Origin of the sequence: Streptomyces sp. NPDC006207 (assembly GCF_040613835.1) — a bacterium.
Taxonomy (GTDB): domain Bacteria; phylum Actinomycetota; class Actinomycetes; order Streptomycetales; family Streptomycetaceae; genus Actinacidiphila.
Genome location: NZ_JBEXSX010000028.1, coordinates 1 through 23,597, shown reverse-complemented (window position 1 = coordinate 23,597; position 23,597 = coordinate 1). Strand labels below are relative to the sequence as shown.

General features: G+C 72.1%; 22 protein-coding genes and 1 tRNA gene. 19 read left to right on the top strand and 4 right to left on the bottom strand.

The window, feature by feature from the left end:
- Nucleotides 1–169 precede the first annotated feature (169 nt).
- The 15 genes from ABZ312_RS22770 to ABZ312_RS22700 all read left to right on the top strand — a co-directional run bounded on the left by ABZ312_RS22770 (nt 170) and on the right by ABZ312_RS22700 (nt 15,067).
- Nucleotides 170–907, top strand: coding sequence for a hypothetical protein (locus ABZ312_RS22770; protein ID WP_500328679.1), 738 nt, complete (start codon nt 170–172; stop codon nt 905–907).
- Nucleotides 908–984: 77 nt separating this feature from the next.
- Nucleotides 985–1,716: a DUF6585 family protein gene (locus ABZ312_RS22765; protein WP_500328678.1), complete on the top strand. Its 732-nt coding sequence runs from the start codon at nt 985–987 to the stop codon at nt 1,714–1,716.
- Between the two features lie 59 nt (nt 1,717–1,775).
- Nucleotides 1,776–2,693, top strand: a complete 918-nt coding sequence (locus ABZ312_RS22760) for a GmrSD restriction endonuclease domain-containing protein (protein ID WP_500438636.1) — start codon at nt 1,776–1,778, stop codon at nt 2,691–2,693.
- Between the two features lie 130 nt (nt 2,694–2,823).
- Nucleotides 2,824–3,465, top strand: a complete 642-nt coding sequence (locus ABZ312_RS22755) for a SurA N-terminal domain-containing protein (protein WP_500328676.1) — start codon at nt 2,824–2,826, stop codon at nt 3,463–3,465.
- A 74-nt stretch (nt 3,466–3,539) separates the two neighbouring features.
- Nucleotides 3,540–4,535, top strand: a complete 996-nt coding sequence (locus ABZ312_RS22750) for a nucleoside triphosphate pyrophosphohydrolase (protein WP_500328675.1) — start codon at nt 3,540–3,542, stop codon at nt 4,533–4,535.
- 64 nt (nt 4,536–4,599) lie between these two features.
- The gene (locus tag ABZ312_RS22745) at nt 4,600–5,121 is read left to right on the top strand and encodes a DUF6479 family protein (RefSeq protein WP_500328674.1); all 522 of its coding nucleotides are present in this window, start codon (nt 4,600–4,602) and stop codon (nt 5,119–5,121) included.
- Between the two features lie 45 nt (nt 5,122–5,166).
- On the top strand, nt 5,167–5,868 hold the full coding sequence (locus ABZ312_RS22740) for an endonuclease V (RefSeq protein WP_500438635.1): 702 nt from the start codon (nt 5,167–5,169) through the stop codon (nt 5,866–5,868).
- The gene (locus ABZ312_RS22735; protein ID WP_500328672.1) at nt 5,861–7,126 is read left to right on the top strand and encodes a cytochrome P450 family protein; all 1,266 of its coding nucleotides are present in this window, start codon (nt 5,861–5,863) and stop codon (nt 7,124–7,126) included. The genes ABZ312_RS22740 and ABZ312_RS22735 overlap by 8 nt, the downstream gene beginning before the upstream one ends.
- 117 nt (nt 7,127–7,243) lie before the next feature.
- A complete protein-coding gene (locus ABZ312_RS22730) occupies nt 7,244–8,242 on the top strand; it encodes a transglycosylase family protein (RefSeq protein WP_500328671.1) in 999 nt (332 codons plus the stop codon).
- A 182-nt stretch (nt 8,243–8,424) separates the two neighbouring features.
- Entirely contained in the window at nt 8,425–9,705 is a 1,281-nt protein-coding gene (gene eno / locus ABZ312_RS22725; protein WP_499516857.1) for a phosphopyruvate hydratase, read from the top strand.
- Nucleotides 9,706–9,788: 83 nt separating this feature from the next.
- Nucleotides 9,789–10,292, top strand: a complete 504-nt coding sequence (locus tag ABZ312_RS22720; protein WP_500328670.1) for an FtsB family cell division protein — start codon at nt 9,789–9,791, stop codon at nt 10,290–10,292.
- Between the two features lie 30 nt (nt 10,293–10,322).
- Nucleotides 10,323–10,871 (top strand): DUF501 domain-containing protein, encoded by a 549-nt coding sequence (locus ABZ312_RS22715; RefSeq protein WP_500438634.1) that lies wholly within the window; start codon nt 10,323–10,325, stop codon nt 10,869–10,871.
- Complete coding sequence (locus ABZ312_RS22710; protein ID WP_500438633.1) at nt 10,868–11,809, top strand: Ppx/GppA phosphatase family protein; 942 nt, start codon at nt 10,868–10,870, stop codon at nt 11,807–11,809. Before ABZ312_RS22715 ends, ABZ312_RS22710 begins: the two co-directional genes overlap by 4 nt.
- A 364-nt stretch (nt 11,810–12,173) precedes the next feature.
- Nucleotides 12,174–13,544, top strand: a complete 1,371-nt coding sequence (locus tag ABZ312_RS22705) for an NAD(P)/FAD-dependent oxidoreductase (RefSeq protein ID WP_500328667.1) — start codon at nt 12,174–12,176, stop codon at nt 13,542–13,544.
- Between the two features lie 197 nt (nt 13,545–13,741).
- A complete protein-coding gene (locus tag ABZ312_RS22700; protein WP_500328666.1) occupies nt 13,742–15,067 on the top strand; it encodes a class I SAM-dependent methyltransferase in 1,326 nt (441 codons plus the stop codon).
- Between the two features lie 59 nt (nt 15,068–15,126).
- On the opposite strand, the gene ABZ312_RS22695 is transcribed toward ABZ312_RS22700, so the two are convergent.
- Nucleotides 15,127–17,628: an ABC transporter permease gene (locus tag ABZ312_RS22695; protein ID WP_500438632.1), complete on the bottom strand. Its 2,502-nt coding sequence runs from the start codon at nt 17,626–17,628 to the stop codon at nt 15,127–15,129.
- A gap of 45 nt (nt 17,629–17,673) precedes the next feature.
- On the bottom strand, nt 17,674–18,492 hold the full coding sequence (locus tag ABZ312_RS22690; protein ID WP_499512217.1) for an ABC transporter ATP-binding protein: 819 nt from the start codon (nt 18,490–18,492) through the stop codon (nt 17,674–17,676).
- A 316-nt stretch (nt 18,493–18,808) separates the two neighbouring features.
- Between ABZ312_RS22690 and ABZ312_RS22685 the strand changes: the two genes are divergently transcribed.
- A tRNA-Leu gene (locus tag ABZ312_RS22685) sits at nt 18,809–18,891 on the top strand.
- Between the two features lie 37 nt (nt 18,892–18,928).
- Here the strand turns inward: ABZ312_RS22685 and ABZ312_RS22680 are convergent.
- Both ABZ312_RS22680 and ABZ312_RS22675 read right to left on the bottom strand, forming a co-directional pair.
- A complete protein-coding gene (locus ABZ312_RS22680; protein WP_500328663.1) occupies nt 18,929–19,795 on the bottom strand; it encodes an AraC family transcriptional regulator in 867 nt (288 codons plus the stop codon).
- A gap of 31 nt (nt 19,796–19,826) precedes the next feature.
- Nucleotides 19,827–20,759, bottom strand: a complete 933-nt coding sequence (locus ABZ312_RS22675) for a LysR family transcriptional regulator (RefSeq protein WP_500328662.1) — start codon at nt 20,757–20,759, stop codon at nt 19,827–19,829.
- A gap of 116 nt (nt 20,760–20,875) precedes the next feature.
- On the opposite strand from ABZ312_RS22675, the gene ABZ312_RS22670 reads away from it, so the two are divergent.
- From ABZ312_RS22670 to ABZ312_RS22660, 3 genes are all read left to right on the top strand, one after another.
- A complete protein-coding gene (locus ABZ312_RS22670; protein ID WP_500328661.1) occupies nt 20,876–21,271 on the top strand; it encodes a VOC family protein in 396 nt (131 codons plus the stop codon).
- 53 nt (nt 21,272–21,324) lie between these two features.
- Nucleotides 21,325–22,836: a metallophosphoesterase family protein gene (locus ABZ312_RS22665; protein ID WP_500328660.1), complete on the top strand. Its 1,512-nt coding sequence runs from the start codon at nt 21,325–21,327 to the stop codon at nt 22,834–22,836.
- Between the two features lie 271 nt (nt 22,837–23,107).
- Nucleotides 23,108–23,597, top strand: a 490-nt coding sequence (locus ABZ312_RS22660) for an alkaline phosphatase (RefSeq protein ID WP_500438631.1), incomplete at its 3' end; no start/stop codon positions are given.

The following is a 23,597-nucleotide window of genomic DNA, read 5'->3' as shown; positions in this document are numbered from 1 at the left end:
GTGAACGAAAGATCCGACCCTTCACGCGTGAACTCACGTGAATCGAGATTGCATGTTGACTCGGTTCACAGCTCGTGCTGTCATTGACCCATCGGTTCACGGAGTCCCCGGGCATTCCGCCGGCCCGCAACCGTCATCCACACGCTGTCCACCAGGGGGGACGATCCTCATGGCCACCACTCGCGGAGCGCTCACGGCGCTCGGCTGCGTCACCGCCGCCCTCACCATGGCCGCCTGCGGCCCGCTCGGCGGCACGGCGGAACCGGCCGCCACCGGCCTCGCCGACCAGCCGGCCACCACCATCGAGAAGAAGGCCGTGGCCGCCATGAAGTCCGCCCCGGCGATGACCGTCGACCTCGACGGCATCTCCGACGGCGAGCGGATGAAGTTCCGCATGACGATGAGCAGGACCGGCGACTGCAAGGGTGAGGTCACCGCCGAGGGTGGCACCGTCCAGCTCGTCAAGGCGGGCCCCTCGCTCTACATGAAGGGCGACGACGCCTTCTGGAAGAGCCAGGGCTCCGACGGCGCCGCGATGAAGGACCTCCTGGCCGGCCGGTGGATGAAGACCAAGGCCGACACGCCGGACAACAAGGACCTCGTCGAGGCCTGCGACCTGAACGAGTTCCTCGTCGAGGTGGAGAAGGACTCGGACGGCGAGCTGGGCGGGAAGAAGGGCGAGCCCACCACCGTGGCGGGCAGGCCCGCCGTGCCGATCACCAGCAAGGACGGGGCCGAGACCACCACCGCCTACGTGGCCACCGAAGGCAAGCCGTACCTGCTGAAGCTGGTCGTCAAGGGCGGCAAGGAGCCCGGCACGATGGTCTTCTCCGACTTCGACGAGACGGCCGCGATCACCGCCCCGGCGGCCAAGGACACCGTCGACATCGACAAGCTCGCCGGCTGAGCCACCGGCTACGATCCCCGGGCCCTGGCGCGCGCCGCGCCAGGGCCGTCCCCTTCCCGAGAACGGCGGAACGCACCATGGAAGACCGCATACCCGACGACATCGCCGCCCTCGCCGCGGCCGAGGGGCTCGGACGGCACCGCCTCACGATCATGCCGAAACGGCACGGCTTCCTGATGACGTGCAACTTCGTGTTCATGATCCTCGTGGGGCTGGCCTGCTTCGTGCTGCCCGGCCTCTGGTTCCTCCACCATGCCCTGCGCACCCCCAACTTCTCCCGCAAGGCCGCCGCCCGGCGCCTCCACTTCTTCGAGTCCGGGCTGGTCGAGATCGACCACGCCGGCGTTCCCGCCGCCTTCCGCTGGGACTCGATGACGGTGCTGCAGGAGATCACCGAGTCCTACGTCAACGGCATCCACGTCGCCACCGGTTACCGCTACACGCTGCACAAGCCGGACGGCACGGTCCGGAAGATCCTCAACTTCTACGCGGAGCCGGAGCGGTGGGGGCCGTTCATCCAGCAGGAGGTCGCCGCCTTCCAGCTGCCGGGAATGCTGCGGATGCTGGCGGAGGGGCGGACGCTGACCTTCGGGGACATCTCGGTCAACCGCTCCGGCGTCGCGACGCCCCGGCGCGGGGCCGTCACCTGGCAGGAGATCGAGGGCGTCCGGGTCACCGACGGCGTGCTCGTGCTGAAGAAGGCCGGCAAGTCCCTGTCCTGGTCGTCCAAGAAGGTCAAGGACATCCCGAACTTCCTCCTCTTCCTCTCCCTTGTGGACGAGCTGCGCCGAACCTCCGTCGCGCACTGACCGTCCGGGCGTCGTACGCCCCCTGCCCGGCCCCACCTCCCACCCCCTAGAGTGCCAAGGTGCTGACAACCAGGGCGGGATCGGCAGCGGCAGCCGTCGCCGTGCTGCTCGGCGTGGGTCTGGCCGGGTGCACGGGCGAGGGCCTCGGCAGCGGCACGGGCAGCGGGGCCGGGAGCGACGGGGCCCCGAAGGGCAGCGCGCTCAAGGCGGTCGGCGACCTGGCGGTGAAGGGCCGGGCGCCCAAGACGGGCTACGCGCGGGACGAGTTCGGCGCGGCCTGGGCGGACACCGACCACAACGGCTGTGACACCCGCGACGACATACTCCGCCGGGACCTCACCGGCACCTCCTTCCGCGCCGACCGGGGCGGGGACTGCGTCGTCGCCTCGGGCACCCTCGACGACCCCTACACCGGGAAGCGGATCGACTTCACGCGCGGGCGCAGCACGGTCGACATCGACCACGTCGTGGCGCTCAGCGACGCCTGGCAGAAGGGCGCCAAGTACTGGTCCCGCGACAAGCGCAAGCAGATCGCCAACGACCCGCTGAACCTCCTCGCCGTCGACGGCCCGACCAACCGCGGCAAGGGCGACGGCGACGCCGCGACCTGGCTGCCGCCGGACAAGGCCTTCCGCTGCCCGTACGTGGCCCGCCAGGTGGCGGTGAAGAAGAAGTACGGGCTGTGGGTCACCGGGGCCGAGAAGGCCGCCATGGAGAAGGTGCTCGGCACCTGCCCCGACGAGCCCCTGCCGGACGCCGGCAGGCCGGTGACGTCCGCCGGCGGGAACGGCGGCAGCGGCGACAGCGACGGCTCCGGTTCGGGCGACGGGAAGGAGGGCACCGCCCCCTCCCCGGGTGCTTCGTACGCGAACTGCGCCGCGGCCCGCGACGCCAGTGCGGCCCCGCTGCACCGCGGCGACCCCGGCTACTCCCGGGCGCTGGACCGCGACGGCGACGGGGTCGCCTGCGACACCTGAGGTACCGCGGATCGTTTGTGCAGTGTGTTGTGCGGATCGCTGGATATCCCGGTGCCCTGCTCAATATCCTCGATCACTGCATCACTGCCAGGTCGTGCACCGTCGCTCGATCCCTTGCCGGGAGGCAAAAATGCTCCGCCGCAGGACTGCTCTCTCCGCCACCGCCGCCGCAGCCGTGCTGCTCGCAGCGCCACTGCTGACCTCCTGCGGCACGCCGCACGCAGGTGCCGCGGCCGTCGTGGACGGCCGGCAGATCACCGTGGAGACGGTCCAGGCGAAGGTCGCCGCGGTGCGCGCCGCGCAGGAGAAGACCCCGCAGGCCGCCCAGCTCATCGAGGCCAGCAGCGACCTCCAGCGCAACGTCGTGCACCGGCTGGTGCAGAACGAGGTGATCGAGAAGGCGGCGCAGAACGTGGGCGTCTCCGTCACCCGCAACGAGCTCCAGGAAGCCCGCGGGGACACCGAGAAGCAGGCGGGCGGCAAGGCGGCGCTGGAGGCCCAGCTGCTGCAGACCTACGCGATGGTGCCCGCCGACATCGACGAGAGCATCCGTACCGACCTGCTGATGCAGAAGGTCGCCGCCCACTACGGCGCCGACGTGCAGACCCCCGAGGGCCAGACGGCGCTGATCAAGGTGCTGCGCGACACGTCGAAGAAGCTGAACATCGACGTCAACCCGCGCTACGGGAAATGGAACTCCGACAAGCTCGACCTGGACGCCACCAAGGACCCGTGGCTGACCGAGGTGAGCCGCCGCGCCGCCCAGGCCTGATGCACCGGAACCGGGGCCGGGTCCGACCTCGGACCCGGCCCCGGCGCCGTTGCGCGGCGAGGTAGTTTCGTCGGGTGGACCACTCCGATGACTCCGCCCGTCCGGGCCGCCTGGTACTGCTGACCACCACCCACCGGGTCGCCCCCGGCCTGCTCTCCTGGCCCGCCTGGGAGCTGCTGCGCGCCGCCGACCTGGTCCTCTGCCCCGACCCCGGGCACCCGCAGCTGCCGTACCTGCGCGAGGCCGGGGTCGCCGTCGAGGCGTCCGCGCCCACCGGGCGGGAGCTGGTCGACCTCACCGAGGGCGGCCGCACCGTGGTCTACCTGGCCGGCGGCGAGGGCGACCGCGGCGTCACCGACGAGCTCGCCCGGCTCGGCGGCTCCGGCCGGGTCCGCATGCCGGACCTGGAGCTGCTGCCCGGGTCCTACGACCTGCCGGGTGCGCGGCTGCTCGACCTGGTGCAGGTGATGGACCGGATCCGCCGCGAGTGCCCCTGGAGCAGCGTCCGTACCACGCAGGAACTGGTGAAGTACGGCATCGAGGAGGTCTACGAGCTCGCCGAGGCCGCCGAGGAGGGCGACCGGGAGGCCCTGCGCGAGGAACTCGGCGACGTGCTGCTGCAGGTCGTCTTCCACGCGCGGATCGCCCAGGACGACCCGGAGGAGCCGTTCTCGATCGACGACGTCGCCGCCACCATCGTGGAGAAGCTGATCCACCGGCACCCGCACGTCTTCGGCGACGAGGTCGCCGAGACGCCGGAGGACGTCCGCGAGCACTGGCTGCGCACGAAGGCGGAGGAGAAGCGGCGCGGCTCGGTCACCGAGGGCATCCCCCTCGGCCAGCCCGCGCTCGCGCTCGCCGCCAAGCTCGGCTCCCGGGCCCGCCAGGCGGGCCTGTCCGTGGCCGCACCCGGCCAGGACGCCGCCGACACCGGTGAGCGCCTGCTGGCGCTCGCGCTCGCCGCCCAGGAGGCCGGCATCGACCCTGAGTCCGCCCTGCGCGCCGCCGCGCGCCGCTACCGGGACGCGATCCTGGAGGCCGAGAAGGCGGAGGCCGAGAAGCAGGGCTGACCCTCCGTTCCGGGTCATCCCCGCCGTCCCGAGTGAGTTGGGACAGAGCGGGTAAATGGGTCATATGATGCGAGCACTGGAACAGATCCAGCTGGCCGTGCCGCACGACTACATCGTCGGCATCGCGCCGCTGGTAGTGGGCATTTTCCTGGTCGGGATCCTCGTCGGCGCGGTGTCGATCGGGATGTGGGCCCGGGGCAAGGAACCGCCCCCCGAGCAGAAACCGCAGCCCCGTGGCGGGGCGTGGCACACCCGCCAGGAGTACGGCCGGGAGACCCCGGCCGACCACGGCCCCGGCCACCAGGACGGTGAGCGGCACACGCTCACCGAATGGCGGGAGCCGGACGAATGGCCGCAGGACGGCGTCCGGCGCCTCCCGCACTCCCTGAAGGGCTTCGGCAACTGGGGCTCCCACGGCGTGCCCGGCCCCGAGGGCGCCACCCGCGGCCCCGCGGGCACCCGCAGCCCCGAAGGCGGCACCCGCAGTCCCGCGGGCACCGCGGGCGGGTCCCCGGGCGGCGCTCCCAGGGGCGCACCGACCCGTTCCGGGCCGGGACAGGAGGAAGGCGGCAAGGAGGAGCACTGAGCCGCGGGCACCGGGCCCGGCCGCGGCCGCTCTAGGCTGGCGGCCATGCGCATCGACGTAGGGCACGCGTGGCCGCGCGACGAGGCGGAGGCCCGGGCCCTGCAGGACCGGCTCCGTCCGCTGGCGGACCACCGCGGGCCCGGCCCGCAGCGACCGCGGTACGTGGCCGGACTGGACGTCGCCTACGGCGGCGGTCACGGTGTCGAGGGCGACACCGTCGCCGCCGCCGTCGTCGTGCTCGACACCGCGACGCTGGCCCCCGTCGAGCAGGTCACGGCGACCGCCCGGGCCACGTTCCCGTACGTCCCCGGGCTCTTCGCCTTCCGCGAGCTGCCCGTGCTGATCGACGCGCTGGAGAAGCTCTCCGTCACGCCCGACCTGCTGCTCTGCGACGGCCAGGGGCTGGCGCACCCGCGGCGCTTCGGGCTCGCCTGCCACTTGGGCGTGGTCACCGGCCTGCCGGCGGCGGGGGTGGCGAAGACGCCCTTCGTCGGCACCTGGGACCCCGCCGCGCTCGGCGACGCCCGGGGATCGACCGCACCGCTGGTGGAGGCGGGGGAGACGGTGGGCCGGGTGCTGCGGACCCAGGCCGGGGTGAAGCCGGTCTACGTCTCGACCGGCCACGGCGTCGACCTGGACACCGCCTGCCGTCATGTGCTCGCCCTGGCCCCCTCCTACCGCCTCCCGGAGACGACCAGGCTCGCCGACCGGCTCAGCCGCGACCGGCTAACGTCATGGGGTGCATGAGAGCGTGACCCCCGACCCCGGCATCCCGGCCGCCCCCGAGCTGTTCACCTGGCAGTTCGCGACCGATCCGTACCCCGCGTACGCGTGGCTGCGCGAGCACTCCCCGGTGCACCGCACGACCCTGCCCAGCGGGGTGGAGGCCTGGCTGGTCACCCGGTACGCGGACGCCAAGCAGGCGCTCGCCGACGCACGGCTCAGCAAGAACCCCGTCCACCACTCCGAACGCGCCCACGCCAAGGGCAAGGTGGGCATCCCGGGCGAGCGCAGCGCCGACCTGATGACGCACCTGCTCAACATCGATCCGCCCGACCACACCCGGCTGCGGCGGCTGGTCTCCAAGGCCTTCACCCCGCGCCGGGTGGCGGAGTTCGCGCCGCGGGTGCAGGAGCTGACCGACCGCCTGATCGACGGTTTCGCCGCCAAGGGCGAGGCGGATCTCATCCATGAGTTCGCGTTCCCGCTGCCGATCTACGCGATCTGCGACCTGCTGGGCGTCCCCGCCGAGGACCAGGACGACTTCCGCGACTGGGCGGGCATGATGATCCGGCACGGCGGCGGGCCGCGCGGGGGAGTGGCCCGCTCGGTGAAGAAGATGCGGGCCTACCTGCTGGAACTGATCCACCGCAAGCGCTCGGAGCTCGGCGACGACCTGATCTCCGGACTGATCCGGGCGAGCGACCACGGTGAGCACCTCACCGAGAACGAGGCCGCCGCGATGGCCTTCATCCTGCTCTTCGCGGGCTTCGAGACGACCGTCAACCTCATCGGCAACGGCACCTACACCCTGCTGCGCCACCCCGAGCAGCGGCGGCGGCTCCAGGACTCCCTCGCCCGTGGCGAGCGCGAGCCGCTCGCCACCGCCGTCGAGGAACTGCTGCGCTACGACGGGCCGGTGGAGCTGGCGACCTGGCGGTTCGCGACCGAACCCCTCACCGTCGGCGGGCAGTCCGTCGCCACCGGCGATCCGGTGCTGGTCGTCCTGGCGGCAGCCGACCGCGATCCGGAGCGCTTCGCCGACCCGGACACCCTGGACCTGTCGCGCCGCGACAACCAGCACCTGGGGTACGGCCACGGCATCCACTACTGCCTGGGCGCCCCCCTCGCGCGGCTGGAGGCGCAGTCCGCCCTGGCGACGCTCCTGACCCGGCTGCCGGACCTGCGACTGGCCGCCGAGCCGGCCGACCTGAGGTGGCGCGGCGGCCTGATCATGCGGGGCCTGCGGACCCTGCCGGTCGCCTTCTCACCGGAACGTGACTGACAGGACGTCAGAACGTGATCTTCGCGTGATCCGTGAGACACCGACTTGTGATGCATGGGCCAAGACCACTACCGTCGGGCGCCATCGCAGTATTCGAATGTGAAAGGCGATGCCGCAATGCTGAAGTCCGGGAACGGCCGACACCGCAAGCCGCGTCAGGCCCCGACCGCCATGGTCGCGGTGGCGGCGACCGGGGCGGGCCTCACGCTCCCCCTCTTCGCAGCGAGCGGCGCCAGCGCCGCCGACGCCAACAGCACCTGGAACGCTGTCGCCATGTGCGAGAGCGGCGGTCTGTGGAGCTCCAACACCGGAAACGGGTTCTTCGGCGGCCTGCAGATCACCGAGGAGACCTGGGAGCAGTACGGCGGCGCCCAGTACGCCGAGCGCCCGGACCTCGCCAGCCGCAACGAGCAGATATCCGTGGCCGAGAAGATGCTCGCTGAGCTCGGCCCGGACGCGTGGTCCGGCTGCGCCGACTCCTCCGGCCTCACCGACGCCCTCGACGGCCTGCTGCACGGCGGCCAGGACCAGGACGGCCAGGGAACGGGCGACTCCACCGGCTCCGGCGACCAGGACACCGACGGGGACGGCGCCACCTCCGGCGACGACAGCACGGGCACCACCTCCCCGGGCACCGACGAGGACACCACCGCCACCCCGGACGCCGACGCGACCGAGGGCCCCGACGCCTCCGCGACCGCCTCCGCCGACGACAAGGGCGAGGGCAAGGGCACCGGCAAGCACCGCAAGCCGGAGGCCGGCACCGCCACCGACGGCACCGGGAACACCACGGGTTCGACCGGTACCCGCAGCGGCGACCCCGCCGGCCTGCCGGCCCACTTCGTGGAGGGGGAGGCCGCCTGGGGCGTCGTCCCGCTCACCACCGACACGCGCGCGGAGACCAAGCAGGCCGACACCGGCCGGGACAGCGGCACCAGCGCCAAGACCACCACCGGCAGCCGCTACCTGGTGCAGGAGGGCGACTCGCTCTGCGAGATCGCGGTGGAGCAGCACGTCGGCGGCGGCTGGCGCGGCCTGTACGACGCGAACCGCGACGTCATCGGCGACGACCCGAACGTGATCAGCCCCGGCTCGTACCTGGACCTCGGCCGCTGAGGCCCCCGTGCGCCGCCGGGCCGGGAGTCCACCCCCGCCCGGCGGACACCGGCTGACATCGGGCTGAACTTTCTCCTCCGTTCCGCGCACGGGCGCGTCCATCCCCCGAGCGTGCCCGGCCGGGGCTTTTCGGGTCGGTTAGGCTCATGCCGAAACGAAGAGACATCCAGAAGGAGACCCACGTGCCGTCCATCGACGTCGTCGTAGCCCGGGAAATCCTCGACTCGCGAGGCAACCCCACCGTCGAGGTCGAGGTCGGCCTCGACGACGGCAGCACGGGCCGTGCAGCCGTCCCCTCCGGTGCGTCCACCGGTGCGTTCGAGGCCCTCGAGCTCCGCGACGGTGACAAGAGCCGTTACCAGGGCAAGGGCGTGGAGAAGGCCGTGCTGGCCGTCATCGAGCAGATCGGCCCGGAGCTGGTCGGCTACGACGCGACCGAGCAGCGGCTGATCGACCAGGCGATGTTCGACCTGGACGCCACCCCGGACAAGTCCTCCCTCGGCGCCAACGCCATCCTCGGTGTCTCGCTGGCCGTGGCCCACGCGGCCTCCGAGGCCTCCGACCTGCCGCTCTTCCGCTACCTGGGCGGCCCGAACGCCCACGTGCTGCCGGTCCCGATGATGAACATCCTGAACGGCGGCTCGCACGCCGACTCCAACGTGGACATCCAGGAGTTCATGATCGCGCCCGTGGGTGCGGAGTCCTTCTCCGAGGCCCTGCGCTGGGGCGCCGAGGTCTACCACACCCTCAAGGCGGTCCTGAAGGAGCGCGGCCTGTCCACCGGCCTCGGCGACGAGGGCGGCTTCGCGCCGAACCTGCCGAGCAACCGCGACGCCCTCGACCTGATCGTCGAGGCCATCAAGAAGGCCGGCTACCAGCCCGGCCAGGACATCGCGCTCGCGCTCGACGTGGCCGCCTCCGAGTTCTACAAGGACGGCAGCTACTCCTTCGAGGGCAAGTCCCTGTCGGCGGCCGAGATGACCGCGTACTACGCCGAGCTGGTCGCGGCGTACCCGCTGGTCTCCATCGAGGACCCGCTGAACGAGGAGGACTGGGACGGCTGGAAGACCATCACCGAGGAGCTCGGTGACAAGGTCCAGCTGGTCGGCGACGACCTGTTCGTCACCAACCCCGAGCGTCTGCAGCGCGGCATCGACAGCGACACCGCCAACGCGCTCCTGGTCAAGGTCAACCAGATCGGCTCGCTGACCGAGACCCTCGACGCGGTCGAGCTGGCCCAGCGCAACGGCTACAAGTGCATGATGTCGCACCGCTCCGGCGAGACCGAGGACGTCACCATCGCCGACCTCGCCGTCGCCACCAACTGCGGCCAGATCAAGACCGGCGCCCCCGCGCGCAGCGAGCGCGTCGCCAAGTACAACCAGCTGCTGCGCATCGAGGAGATCCTCGACGACGCCGCGGTGTACGCCGGCCGTTCCGCGTTCCCCCGCTTCAAGGGCTGACCCCGTCCGGTGCCGCCCGCCGCGTCCGCGGCGGGCGGCACCGTGCGCCAGCAAGGGCCACCCGAACCCCACCGGAGGTGCACGTGCCGGATCGCTTCTCCACCGCGACACGCATCCGTGCCCTCGGGGCACAGGCGCAGGCCCGCGTCTATCGCGCGGCCGGCCGCCCGCGGCCGGTGCTGCCCCGTGGCCGCAACCGGCTGACCGGCCGGGCCGCGCTGCTGGCGCTGGTCGTCTGCGCCCTGGTCGTCGCCCTCGCCTACCCCATGCGCCAGTACGTGGCGCAGCGCTCGCAGATCGCCGACCAGCGCAAGCAGGCCGAGCAGGCGCGCAAGCGGGTGGACGAGCTGCGGGAGGAGAAGGCCCGCTGGCAGGACCCGGAGTACGTCAAGGCGCAGGCCCGGGCCCGGCTGCACTACGTACTGCCGGGCGAGACGGCGTATACGGTGGTGGAGCCCACCGGGGCCGCGGCTCCCGAGGACTCCGGCGCCCGCCGCAGCGACAGCGCGGCCCGCCGCCCCTGGTACGCGAACCTGTGGGACGGCGTCGACCACGCGGACGCCGCCGCCACCGCAGCACATCGTTGACGCAAGCCCCTGAGAGAGACACGCCCAGGCATGGAAAAGCCCCCGCCGCAGACCGAGCACGCCCCGCCCACCGAGGCGGACATCGCCGCCTTCAAGGAGCAGCTCGGCCGCCCGCCGCGCGGCCTGCGGGCCATCGCGCACCGCTGCCCCTGCGGCAACCCCGACGTGGTGGAGACGGCGCCGCGCCTGGAGGACGGGACGCCGTTCCCGACGCTGTACTACCTGACCTGCCCGCGCGCCGCCTCGGCGATCGGCACCCTCGAGGCCGAGGGCGTCATGAAGGAGATGACGGCCCGCCTCGCGCAGGACGAGGAGCTGGCCGCCGCCTACCGCGCCGCGCACGAGGACTACATCGCCCGCCGGGACGCCATCGAGGTCCTGCAGGGCTTCCCCAGCGCCGGCGGCATGCCGGACCGGGTGAAGTGCCTGCACGTCCTGGTGGGCCACTCCCTCGCGGCCGGCCCCGGGGCGAACCCGCTGGGCGACGAGACGATCGCGATGCTGCCCGAGTGGTGGCGCAAGGGCCCCTGCGTGAGCCCGTGCGGCACCGCCGGGCAGGAGGAGGGCGAGGACCGGTGACCCGGGTGACCGCCATCGACTGCGGTACCAACTCCATCCGCCTGCTCGTCGCGGACGCGGACCCCGCGACCGGTGAGATCAAGGACCTGGACCGCCGGATGACCATCGTCCGGCTCGGCCAGGACGTGGACCGCACCGGCCGGCTCGCCCCCGAGGCCCTGGAGCGCACCTTCGCGGCCTGCCGCGAGTACGCGGGCGTGATCGAGGAACTGGGGGCGCGCAAGGTCCGGTTCGTGGCCACCTCCGCCTCCCGTGACGCCTCCAACCGGGACGACTTCGTGCGCGGCGTGGTGGACATCCTCGGCGTGGAGCCCGAGGTGATCACCGGCGACCAGGAGGCGGAGTTCTCCTTCACCGGCGCCACCAAGGAACTGACCGGACGTACGGACCTGGAACGGCCCTTCCTGGTCGTGGACATCGGCGGCGGCTCCACCGAGTTCGTCGTCGGCGACCGCCACGTCACGGCCGCGCGTTCGGTCGACGTCGGCTGCGTGCGGATGACCGAGCGCCACCTGGTCCGCGACGGCGTGGTCACCGATCCGCCCACCGCCGGGCAGATCGCCGCCATGACGCGGGACATCGACGCCGCCCTCGACCTCGCCGAGCGGACCGTCCCGCTGCGCGAGGCCCGCACCCTCGTCGGCCTGGCCGGGTCCGTCACCACGGTCGCCGCGATCGCGCTGGACCTGCCCGAGTACGACTGGGCCGCCATCCACCACTCCCGCGTCCCGGTCGGGACGGTGCGGGAGATCAGCGCACGCCTGCTGTCCGCCACGCACGCCGAACGCGCCGCGATCCCGGTGATGCACCCGGGACGGGTCGACGTGATCGGCGCGGGTGCCCTGGTGCTGCTGCGGATCATGGAGCGTACGGGCGCCCGGGAGGTCGTGGTCTCGGAACACGACATCCTCGACGGGATCGCCTGGAGCATCGCCTGAGCAGGGTCTTTTCCAACTGAGCGGGCTCTCGGGGCGGGCGTGACACGCCCGCCCCACAAAGTTCGTGAATTTCTTCACATGAAAGTTCCCGCCGGACGGCCCAACTTTCCGGGGCCGGGACCCCGCGAGCCCTCCAAAACCCTTGGGGCGCCCGTGTTTCGGGGGTGTTGCGGGACGGTGGCGGGGCGCCCCCGGATGCCGATCGCCGCTGGTCGGACGGGGCGCTCAACGCCCGCGCCACCCACCGGGTTCCCCCTGGGTGCTGTGGCCCTGGTCACGAAGCGGCGCAGTGTAGCAGAGGGCACCGCAAACCTTGTGAAGGGGCTCACGAGGTACCCCCTGGGGCGTGGTGAATACTCGAAGCATGAGCACCACGGAGCGTCCCAGGATCCTCGTAGTAGGCGGAGGGTACGTCGGCCTGTACGCGGCGCGGCGCATCCTCAAGAAGATGCGTTACGCGGAAGCGACGGTGACCGTCGTCGACCCGCGCTCGTATATGACGTACCAGCCGTTCCTGCCGGAGGCCGCCGCCGGCAGCATCTCCCCCCGCCACGTCGTGGTGCCGCTGCGCCGCGTGCTCCCCAAGGCGGAGGTCCTCACCGGCCGGGTCACCACCATCGACCAGGACCGCAAGGTCGCGGTCGTCGAGCCGCTCGTGGGCGAGACCTACGAACTGCCCTTCGACTACCTGGTGGTCGCGCTCGGCGCCGTCTCCCGCACCTTCCCGATCCCCGGCCTCGCCGAGCACGGCATCGGCATGAAGGGCGTCGAGGAGGCCATCGGCCTGCGCAACCACGTGCTGGAGCAGCTCGACAAGGCCGACTCCACCAACGACGAGGACGTCCGCCGCAAGGCGCTCACCTTCGTCTTCGTGGGCGGCGGCTTCGCCGGCGCCGAGACGATCGGCGAGGTCGAGGACATGGCCCGCGACGCGGCCAAGTACTACACCAACGTCAAGCGCGAGGACATGCGCTTCATCCTCGTCGACGCCGCCGACAAGATCCTCCCCGAGGTCGGCCCGGAGCTGGGCACCTGGGGCCTGGAGCACCTGCGCGAGCGTGGCATCGAGGTCTACCTCGGCACCTCCATGAGCTCCTGCGTCGACAAGCACGTGGTGCTCGCCAACGGCCTGGAGGTCGACGCCTCCACCATCGTGTGGACCGCGGGCGTCAAGCCCAACCCGGCGCTCGCCAGGTACGGCCTCCCGCTCGGCCCGCGCGGCCACGTGGACACCGCCCCGACGCTTCAGGTCCAGGGCACCGACTACATCTGGTCCGCCGGTGACAACGCCCAGGTCCCCGACCTGGCCTCCGGCCCCGGCGCCTGGTGCCCGCCGAACGCCCAGCACGCGCTGCGCCAGGCCAAGGTGCTCGGCGACAACGTGGTGTCCGGCATGCGGGGCTTCCCGCAGAAGGAGTACAAGCACGCCAACAAGGGCGCGGTGGCCGGCCTCGGCCTGCACAAGGGTGTCGCCCTGATCCGCTTCGGCAAGCTCAAGCTGAAGTTCAAGGGCCGCCTGGCCTGGTACATGCACCGTGGCTACCACGGCATGGCGGTCCCGACCTTCAACCGCAAGATCCGGGTCCTCGCGGACTGGACGCTGGCGATGTTCCTCAAGCGCGAGGTCGTCTCGCTCGGCGCCATCGAGAACCCGCGCGAGGAGTTCTACGAGGCCGCCAGGCCGGTCCCGGCCGCGGCGGCGGTCGCCGCCGAGGCCACCAAGGCCAAGGCCTGAGCAGGTAACGGTCCGGCCGAAGGGCGTCCGCCATCCGTGGGGCGGGCGCCCTTCGCCGTGCCCGTGTCCCTGGCCCCGGGGCACAGGACATGAGATGGGTAGAGGTAAAGAAGCGGTAGTGCGGGAATGTCGGTGTATCCCGCATCCGTTTCCCAGCCCAGTGGACCCGTCTTCATGGAGGCACGGAGGTACCCGCCATGGCCGATGCGGCCGGACGACTGACCGCTCTCGCCGAGCAGGCGCTCGGCGTTCCCCTCCCGCTGCGCATCCGCGCGTGGGACGGCAGCGAGACCGGACCGCCCGACGCCCCGACGCTGGTCGTGCGGCACCGCAGGGCGTTGCGCCGGCTGCTGTGGAAGCCCGGCGAGCTCGGCCTGGTCCGCGCCTGGGTGGCCGGTGAACTCGACGTCGAGGGCGACCTGTACGAGGCGCTGGACCGGCTCTCGGGGCTCGTCTGGGATCGCCCCACCGAGGACGACGGGGCGTCACCGCGCCGTCTGCTCGGTCTCGCGCGCGACCCCGAGACCTACCGGCTGGCCCGGGAGGCCCTCGCCCTCGCCGGACCCGGACTGCCGCCGCCCCCGCCGCCGGAGGAGGTACGCCGGCGCTCCGGGGTGCTGCACAGCCCGGTCCGCGACCGGCAGGCGATCAGCCATCACTACGACGTCGGCAACGACTTCTACGGGCTGGTGCTCGGCCCGTCCATGGTCTACTCGTGCGCCTACTGGGAGGGGCCCGACGCGACCCTGGAGGACGCCCAGCGGGCCAAGCTCGACCTCATCTGCCGCAAGCTGGAACTGCGGCCCGGGCAGCGGCTGCTGGACGTCGGCTGCGGCTGGGGCTCCATGGTGATGCACGCCGTCGAGCACTACGGCGTCCACGCCACCGGCGTCACGCTCTCCACCGAGCAGGCCTCCTCCGCGCGCAAGCGGGTCGCCGACGCCGGCCTCGCCGACCGGATCGACATCCGCGTGCAGGACTACCGGGCGGTCGACGACGGGCCGTACGACGCCATCTCCTCGATCGGCATGGCCGAGCACGTGGGCCGCGAGCGCTACCGGCAGTACGCCGGGGTGCTGTACGGGCTGCTGCGGCCCGGCGGGCGGCTGCTCAACCACCAGATCGGCCGCCGCCCCTGGACCGACGAAGAGGCCTACCACGTCGACGAGTTCATCGACCGGTACGTCTTCCCCGACGGAGAGCTGGCCCCGCTCGGCTCCACCGTCTCGCGGCTGGAGGAGGCCGGACTCGAGGTACGGGACGTGGAGGCGATCCGCGAGCACTACGCCCTGACCCTGCGGCAGTGGGTCGCCAACCTGGAGGCGCACTGGCCGGAGGCCGTCCGCCTCGCCGGAGCCGGCCGCGCCCGTGTCTGGCGGCTGTACATGGCGGCCTCCGCGCTCTCCTTCGAGCAGAACCGCATCGGCGTCAACCAGGTGCTCGCCGTCCGCCCGACCAAGGACGGCGGCTCCGGGATGCCCCGCACCCGGGCCGACTGGCTGGGCCCGGGCCGGCAGGACTGACATGCCGAGGGGCGGAGGCCGTCGTGGCCTCCGCCCCTCGGGCGCCTCCCGCCGTCCCGCTACTCGGCCTTGATGGCCTCCAGCATGTTCAGCCTGGACGCCCGCCGGGCCGGCCACAGCGCGGCCAGGACGCCCACCAGGGCGGCCATCGCCAGGAACACCCCGATCCTGTCCCAGGGTAGCGTCATCGCGTAGCTCGGCAGCTGTGGCTTGATCAGCCCGCCGACGGCCCAGGCGAGGAACACCCCGAGCCCGAGGCCCAGTACCGCGCCGAACAGCGAGATCACCAGGGACTCCAGCCGGATCATCCGCTTGACCGCGGTACGGTCCAGGCCGATCGCGCGCAGCATGCCGATCTCGTGCTTGCGCTCGAAGACCGACATCGCCAGCGTGTTGATCACACCCAGCACTGCGACCAGCACGGCCATCGCGAGCAGCCCGTAGAGGATGTTCAGCATCAGGTCGATCGTGGAACTGAGCTCGCGGGAGATGGCCGCCTTGTCCTGGACCTTGATCACCGGGTTCTCGCCGAGCGCCTTCACCAGCGCGTCCTGGTTGGCCTCTTCGGCACCGCCGGCCATCCTCACCAGCACCCGCATGTCCCCTGCTTCGGGGGTGTGCGGGGTGACCGTGGCGTTGTCCATGATCACGCCGTTGATGAGGTCGCCGCCCTCGTAGACGCCGCCGATCGTCAACCGCCCCTTGGTGCCGTCGTCGTAGCGCACCGGCAGGCTCTGCCCGGTGTGCCAGCCGCGCCGCTCGGCGGTGTCGGAGTCCACGACCATGGAGTCGCCGTGCACCGAGGCCAGGGAGCCGTGGGTGAAGTCCAGGGTGAGCAGCCGCCCGATCTGCGGCGCGTCGACGCCGGTGACCCACTCGTCCTCGCCGCCCAGTTCGGTGTGCGCGTCGCGCACCGCGCTGGAGTCGCTGACGCCGTCGATGCCGGCGACCCGCTCGGCCACCTCGGGCGAGAGGTTCCGGCCGGTGGCCATCGTGATCTGGTAGTCGGCCTTCAGGTGGGCGGCGGCCATTTCGTCCACGGTGGTCTTGACCGAGATGGCCACCACCGTGAGGGCGGTGATCAGGGTGAGACCGATCATCAGGGCCGACGCGGTCGCGGCGGTGCGCCGCGGGTTGCGCACCGAGTTCTGCCGGGCGAGCTTGCCCGTGACCCCGAAGGGCCGCAGCAGCGGCGCGGCCGCGGCGACCACCGGCCGGGACAGCAGCGGCGTGAGGACGAAGACGCCGATCAGCAGCAGCCCTGCGCCGCCGCCCAGGACCATGTTGCCGTTGTCCTTCATCCCCGAGCCGGCCAGCACCAGGACCACACCGGCCGCCGACAGCAGCGCGCCGAGGGTGTTGCGCAGGAGCAGGCCCTTGACGGTGGCCGGGGCGTGCACGCTGCTCATCGCCGCGACCGGCGGGATCTTGGCGGCCCGGCGGGCCGGCAGCCATGCGGCGAGCATGGTGACGCCCACACCGACGGCGAGCGCAGCCCCGGCCGTGCCGGGCTGTACGGACAGGGCACCCTCGGGCAGTTCCGCGCCCGCCGAGCCGAGCACCGCCCGCATGACGGCCGCGATGCCGATGCCCAGCAGGAACCCGGTGGCACCGGCCACCACGCCCACCACGAGGGCCTCGGCCAGCACCGACCGCGTCACCTGCCGGCGGCTGGCGCCGACCGCGCGCAGCAGCGCGAGTTCCTTGGTGCGCTGGGCGACGAGCATGGTGAAGGTGTTGGCGATGATGAAGATGCCGACGAAGAGCGCGATGCCGGCGAAGCTGAGCAGGGTGGTGTTGAAGGTGCTGAGGTCGGAGGCGATCTGCCGGGCCTCGTCGTCGGCCAGTTTCTGCCCGGTGGTCGCGGTGGCGTCCTTGGCGTAGCGCGGCAGCAGCTTTTCGATCTCGGCCCTGAGCGTGGCCTGCGCGGTGCCCGGCGCCGCCTTGACGTCGATCTCCTCGTACGTGCCCGGCTTGCCGAAGAGCTTCTGGGCCGTGGCCGTGTCGAAGAGCACCAGGCTGCCGCCCGCGGCGACGTTGCCGTCGTCGGTGGAGAAGACGCCGGTCACCTTCTGCCGCATCACCGGGCCGTCGATGGACATCCGGACGGTGTCGCCGACGGCGTAGCCCGTCCGCTCCGCGGTCTTGGAGTCCAGCGCGATCTCGGAGGAGGTCCGCGGGGCGCGTCCCTCGCGTATCGGATAGCGGTCCGCACCGGCGTAGTTGCCGCCGCGGGTGGACCAGCCGTCGCCGATCAGCCGGCCGTCCTTGCCGGCGACCGCGGTGAAGCCGGTGACGGTCGCGGTGGTGGACGCGGTGCCGGGCAGCCGGCCGATCTCGTCCACCAGCCGCTGGGGGAGCGGATGGTCGACGTCCCCGTAGGTGACGGCGACCGAGACGTCGGAGTAGCTCCTCGCGGAGGCCTTGCGGAGGGCATTGCCGATGGTGTCGGTGAACACCAGGGTGCCGGAGACGAAGGCGACGCCGAGCATCACGGCGAGCACGGTCATCAGCAGTCTGGCCTTGTGCGCCAGCACATTGCGCAGGGCGGTACGGAACATGTCAGGGCTTGTCTCTCGGTCGTGGCTCGTGGTCGGCGGCGCGGATCAGCTGGTACGGCCCTTGGCGTCGAAGCGCTTCATGCGCTCCAGCACCGTGTCCGCGGTCGGGCCGTGCAGCTCGTCGACGATCCGCCCGTCGGCGAGGAAGACCACGCGGTCGGCGTAGGAGGCGGCGACCGGGTCGTGGGTGACCATGACGACCGTCTGGCCGAGCTCCTTCACGGAGTTGCGGAGGAAGCCGAGGATCTCCGCGCCGGAACGGGAGTCGAGGTTGCCGGTCGGCTCGTCGGCGAAGATGATCTCGGGCCGGCTGGCCAGTGCCCGGGCGACGGCGACCCGCTGCTGCTGTCCGCCGGACAGCTGGGACGGCCGGTGCGACAGCCGCCCGGACAGTCCGACCGTCTCGACGACCCGGTCCAGCCACTGTTTGTCGGTCCTGCGGCCGGCGATGTCCATCGGGAGCGTGATGTTCTCCGCGGCGGTGAGCGTCGGCAGCAGGTTGAACGCCTGGAAGACGAAGCCGATCTTGTCCCGGCGGAGCTTGGTGAGCTGCTTGTCCTTCAGCGAGGACAGCTCGGTGTCGCCGATCCGCGCCGAGCCGGACGAGACGGTGTCCAGGCCCGCCATGCAGTGCATCAGCGTGGACTTGCCCGAGCCCGAGGGCCCCATGATCGCGGTGTACTCGCCGGCTCGGAACTCGACCGTCACCGCGTCGAGCGCGACGACCCGGGTCTCGCCCTCCCCGTAGACCTTGCTGAGGTCGGTGGCGCGGGCGGCCGTGGCCGTGGCGGTGGGGTGTGCGGTGGTGGTGGTCACGGCACGCTGCTCCTGTCGGGACGGGGGGAGTCGATCGGACCCCTCCATCGTCCCGACGGGAGAGGTCGCCGGGATCCGTCCACATCGTGGTTCTGCAGGCAGTCCCGAGAGGTACGCGCGGACCCTCGCGTCCTACTTGGGGATGACGGGGACCCCGACATCCCGCCCTCGGGTGGAAGCGATTTCGCGTCATATGCAGCGGGTGCGGTCCGCCGCCCGGACCGCCCCGGGCCTGTGCTTTCCTCCGGACGGCACATATCTGATGGCCCGTCAGTCAGCCTTAAAATCAGACAACATGACGAATCCTGGGCCCTGTTCCACCCGCCCCGCCGGATAGGCTCGTACTGCGCTCTCGTACCGCCACGCCCGGATGGTGGAATGCAGACACGGCGAGCTTAAACCTCGCTGCCCCTTGCGGGCGTACCGGTTCGAATCCGGTTCCGGGCACTCACTTCCTCACCGGCGTGGCACCACCGCCACGTTCTCAGCCCTGTTCCCGTTCCACCGGGAGCCACAGTTCGGCCTCCGCCTCGGTCCCGTCCGCGGACGGACGGGCGCGCAGGATCTCGGGGCCGGGGCGGCTGCGGTACGGGTTGGAGGGGAACCACTGGGTGAACACGTCCCGCCACAGCTCCTGGATGGCCTGCGGCGCCGGCCCTGAGGTGGTGAAGACCGCCCAGGTGCCCGCAGGCACGGGGAGGACCGTGGTGCCGTCGGGCGCGGCCGCCGACGTGATCACCCCCTGGTGGTAGTCGAGAAAGGTGCCTTCGGCGCGGCTCGGGTCCAGTTCGTCGCAGACCGCGACGACCCCTCGCGGTTCCTGGTCCGACAGCTCCTCCAGACGTGCCACGAGCCGCGGGTCGATCCCGCGGACGAAATCGACGATCGCCTGGTTCGGCCCCGAGTGCACCAGGGGGACCCGGGCCTTGAGGCCGACGACCCTGAAGTCCGGCCTGTCCACGACGCGGTAACGCATGCTGCTGCTCCCTTCGACGGTGAGGCGGAAGGCCAACCGGGGCTGGGAGACCAGCGCGGCGCCGGTGCGCCGGGCCTCGCCCGGCCCGACCCCGTGCACGGCGCGGAACGCCCGGGCGAAGGCCTCGCCCGATCCGTACCCGTAGCGCACCGCGACCTCCAGCAGCGTCGCGGGCCCCGCGAGCACCTCCGCGCCGGCGACGGTCAGCCGGCGGCGCCGTACGTACTCCGAGAGCGGCATGCCCGCGAGCGCGGAGAACATCCGGCGCAGGTGGTACTCCGAGGTGCCCGCGACGCGTGCCAGCGCGGCCACGTCGACCTGCCCGTCGAGATGGCGCTCGACGTGCTCCAGGGCCTGGTTGAGACGTTCCAGCACTCCCGTTCCCCTTCCTCTTCCACGACCCACGCTAGGCGTCGGGCACCCCGCCGGACCCGACATCCCGTGCCCGGTCGGGTCGGGTGGCCGCGACGTCCGCCGCCGCACGGGCGAACGCGCGGACCCGGGCCGTGGTGTTGCCGTGCCGCCACACCAGGCCGCGCTCGATGGGCGGTGCGTCGTGGAGGGGGACGTAGGCGAGGTCCGGCCGGGGGTAGTAGCGGCGGGCGTGCTCCCCGACGGGGAGGACGCCCCGGCCCAGCGCCACCAGGGTGAGCATCTCGGAGAACGACCCGCCGGCCGGCCCCTTCGGGACCGTACGGCCCGACGGGGTGCGCTCCGGGGTGCGGTCCCGCTTGAACGCCACCGAGGTCACCTCCGGGTACTGCACCACGGGGTGGTCCGCGAGCACCTCGAGCGACACCGACTCCCGGCCGGCCGCCGGGTGCCCCGCGGCCACCGCGAGCACCCGGCGCTCCCTGAGCAGCACCGGTCCGCGGACCATCCCGTCGAAGGGGAAGGAGGCGAGGAGCACGTCGACGGAACCGTCCAGCAGGCTCGCCCGGGAGGTGGCCAGCTGGACCTCGCGCACGTCCACCCGGCAGTCGGGGTGGCGCTCGGAGAACAGGCGGACCACCCTCAGCAGCGTGGGCGCCGTGCCCTCGCCGAGGAAGGCCACGCGCAGCGCGCCGGTGATGCCGCGGCCGGCGTCGGCGGCCCTGCGCAGCGCTTCCTCCAGCCCGGCGACGAGGGGGAGCAGATCGTCCGCGAGCCGCCTGCCGACCGGGGTGATCCGGACGCTGCGGCTGTTCCGTTCGAAGAGCGGGCAGCCGATGGTGCGTTCCAGCTTGCCCACCACCTGGCTGACCCGCCCGGTGGTGACGCCCAGGCGCTCGGCGGTCCGGCCGAAGTGCAGCTCCTCGGCGAGGGTGAGGAAGGCCTCGATCTCCACCCGCTCCAGCACGCTTCCCCCTCGGCGTTGAGTTCCGCTCAACGATCGTACGGCGATCATGCCTTGATGACGGCGGCCCCCCGGCGGATCGTGGAGGACGTCCACGGCACACCACCCCTGGAGGAGACATGACCGTGCTGCGCGTGAAGGCCTTCGACCACCTGGTCCTCAACGTCGCCGACGTCGAGCGGTCCCTGGCCTTCTACACCGGACCGCTCGGCCTGGAACCGGTGCGCGTCGACGAATGGCGCGCGGGGAAGGCCCCGTTCCCGTCGGTGCGGGTCACCCGGGAGACCATCATCGACCTGGTCGCCGGGCCCCGCGGCGAGTCCAACGTCGACCACATCTGCCTCACCGTCGAACCGCTGGACTGGGAAGAGGTCGTCGCGTCCGGGGTGTTCACGGTGCTGGAGGCCAACGTGCGGCGGTTCGGCGCGCGCGGCTCCGCCCTGTCGACCTACGTCGAGGACCCGGACGGCAACACGGTCGAACTGCGCTGGTACCCACAGGACGCGCAGGACTGAGCGCAGTTCCGGGCGCCGCCTTCGGCGCCCGGCCCGGTTGCTACAGTGCGCCCGTGTCCGACTCCTCGCGTGAATCCCTGTCCGGCGCCGGCTGGGAGAGCCAGCAGCCCGGCGCCTACCGGGAGTTGATGCCGGCCCGGGTGGTCAACCTGTCGTGGCTGGACCCGGTGACCCTGTGGAAGGCCCGCAACGGCCCGCTCGCCTCGCTGTTCGGCGACCCGACCGGCCGGGACCGGCAGCGCTGGGTGAACGGCCAACTGGAGCGAGGGGCGTCCGGTGCGGACCTGGTGATCGAGCGGGACGACCCCGACACCTTCTCCTTCCTCCTCCTCGGCGACACCGGCGAGGGCGACGACCCGCAGTACGCCGTCGTCCCCGGGATGCTCAAGGCGGGCGCCGGCACGCGCTACGCCGTGATCTGCAGCGACGTCCTCTACCCCGTCGGCAGCGCCAACGAGTACGACACGAAGTTCTTCCGGCCCTACCGGGACTACGACGCCCCCGTCTACGCCATCCCCGGGAACCACGACTGGTACGACGGGCTCAACGGCTTCATGCGGGTGTTCTGCCGCGCCCCCGCCCTGCCGCCCGCGCCGCGCCCCCGCCGGTTGACCCGGGCCTGGTGGCGCAGCCTGCTGTGGGCGAAGCCCGACGTGCCGGACGACGCCCGGCTCGACGAGGCCCGCCGGATGCGCTCAGCGCCCTCGCAGGCGGCCTCCCAGCCCGGCCCGTACTGGGCGATCGACTCGGGGCCGATACGGATCATAGGCATCGACACCGGGCTGCTCGGCGACATCGACAGGGAGCAGGGCGAGTGGCTGCGCCAGGTCTCCCTGGGGCCCCGCCCCAAGATCCTCGTCACCGGTTCCCCGATCTACGTGGACGGCGAGCACCACCCCTGCGCCATCGAGGGCGGCGGCACGGTCGACGAGGTCGTCCGCGACCCGGAGCACAACTTCGTCGCCGTGATCGGCGGGGACATCCACAACTACCAGCGCTACCCGGTGGACGTGGACGGCCGGAGGATCGAATACGTCGTCTCCGGCGGCGGGGGCGCCTTCATGCACGCCACCCACACGATCCCCCGGGTGGAGGTCGGCGGCGTCACCGAGGACCGCTTCCGCTGCTACCCGATGCGCGGCGACTCCCTCGCCTTCTACAGCCGGCTCTACGGCCGCCGGCTCCACCTGCGCCGCCTGTTCGACCTGACCCCGGACGAGGCGTCCGCGGTCCTCGCCCGGCGTCTCGGCATCCCGGCCACCCGGGCCACCGGCGCCCGCGTGACCTGGCGGACCCGCTTCGTCGCCGGCGTCCTGGGTGCTCCGCCCCGGCCGGACCGCAGGCGCCGGCTGCGCCTGCCCGTCCGCCGGGTGCTCACCCGTCTGCTCTCCCCGGGCTCGGCGACGTACAGCCCGCCGTTCTTCAAGAGCTTCCTGCGGCTGGACGTCAGCCCGGCCGCCGTCCGCGTGCGGTGCTTCGCCGCCACCGGCCTGCTGGCGCACGAACTGGACCCGCCGGTCGAGGACGACTTCACCGTCCCCTTGCCGTGGACGAACGGTATGTGAACGGCGCGCCCGTTCCCCCGGCCCTCCCCGCTGCGCGCATCACGATGCCCTGCGACGGCGGTGATCTGCACGAACGCGCCGGATGCGGCCGTGCGGGGCGGCCCGCGCGTGAGGCTGCCGCGACCACCTGTACGGACAAGTCCGGGCCTAGGCTTTTACCGTCACCTGAAGGTTCCGTCGCGTTCTGGACATCTGCGCTTAGTCAACCTTCCCCCTAAGGCTCCTAAGTTCACAGCCAAGCAATGGCAAGCAGTGAGCAACGGAGGTCGTTGTGTCCGAGGGTGTACGCAGGGCCCGGCGGTACGCCGCGCCCGTGGCGGCTGCGGCCGCCGCCGCGGTCGTGACCATGGTGGTCAGCCCGACGCTGGGTGCGTCGGCCACGGCCCCGCAGACCGCAAGCAAGGGCAAGGCCCCGGCTGCGAAGAACGTCATCTTCATCAACGGCGACGGCATGGGTGCCGCCGCCCGGCAGGCCGCGCGCCTGCACCTGACCGGTCTGAACGGTCAGCTCGCGATGGACAAGCTCCCCTACTCGGGTCAGCTGACCACCGAGCCGGACGACCCGAAGGCCGTCGTCACCGACTCCGCCGCGGCCGCGACCGCGTGGGCGACCGGTGAGAAGACCTACAACGGCGCGATCAGCGTCGACGTGGACGGCAACCCGCTGGCCACCCTGGGCCAGCAGGCCAAGGCCGCCGGCAAGGCCACCGGCCTGGTCACGACCGCGCAGGTCACCGACGCGTCGCCGGCCGCCTTCTTCT

What these genes read in the sequence shown, in the direction of transcription:
- ABZ312_RS22770 (WP_500328679.1), top strand. Translation starts at nt 170, where the DNA reads ATGGCCACCACTCGCGGAGCGCTCACGGCGCTCGGCTGCGTCACCGCC.
- ABZ312_RS22765 (WP_500328678.1), top strand. Translation starts at nt 985, where the DNA reads ATGGAAGACCGCATACCCGACGACATCGCCGCCCTCGCCGCGGCCGAG.
- ABZ312_RS22755 (WP_500328676.1), top strand. Translation starts at nt 2,824, where the DNA reads ATGCTCCGCCGCAGGACTGCTCTCTCCGCCACCGCCGCCGCAGCCGTG.
- ABZ312_RS22745 (WP_500328674.1), top strand. Translation starts at nt 4,600, where the DNA reads ATGATGCGAGCACTGGAACAGATCCAGCTGGCCGTGCCGCACGACTAC.
- ABZ312_RS22740 (WP_500438635.1), top strand. Translation starts at nt 5,167, where the DNA reads ATGCGCATCGACGTAGGGCACGCGTGGCCGCGCGACGAGGCGGAGGCC.
- ABZ312_RS22730 (WP_500328671.1), top strand. Translation starts at nt 7,244, where the DNA reads ATGCTGAAGTCCGGGAACGGCCGACACCGCAAGCCGCGTCAGGCCCCG.
- ABZ312_RS22715 (WP_500438634.1), top strand. Translation starts at nt 10,323, where the DNA reads ATGGAAAAGCCCCCGCCGCAGACCGAGCACGCCCCGCCCACCGAGGCG.
- ABZ312_RS22705 (WP_500328667.1), top strand. Translation starts at nt 12,174, where the DNA reads ATGAGCACCACGGAGCGTCCCAGGATCCTCGTAGTAGGCGGAGGGTAC.
- ABZ312_RS22700 (WP_500328666.1), top strand. Translation starts at nt 13,742, where the DNA reads ATGGCCGATGCGGCCGGACGACTGACCGCTCTCGCCGAGCAGGCGCTC.
- ABZ312_RS22695 (WP_500438632.1), bottom strand. Translation starts at nt 17,628, where the DNA reads ATGTTCCGTACCGCCCTGCGCAATGTGCTGGCGCACAAGGCCAGACTG.
- ABZ312_RS22690 (WP_499512217.1), bottom strand. Translation starts at nt 18,492, where the DNA reads ATGGAGGGGTCCGATCGACTCCCCCCGTCCCGACAGGAGCAGCGTGCC.
- ABZ312_RS22670 (WP_500328661.1), top strand. Translation starts at nt 20,876, where the DNA reads ATGACCGTGCTGCGCGTGAAGGCCTTCGACCACCTGGTCCTCAACGTC.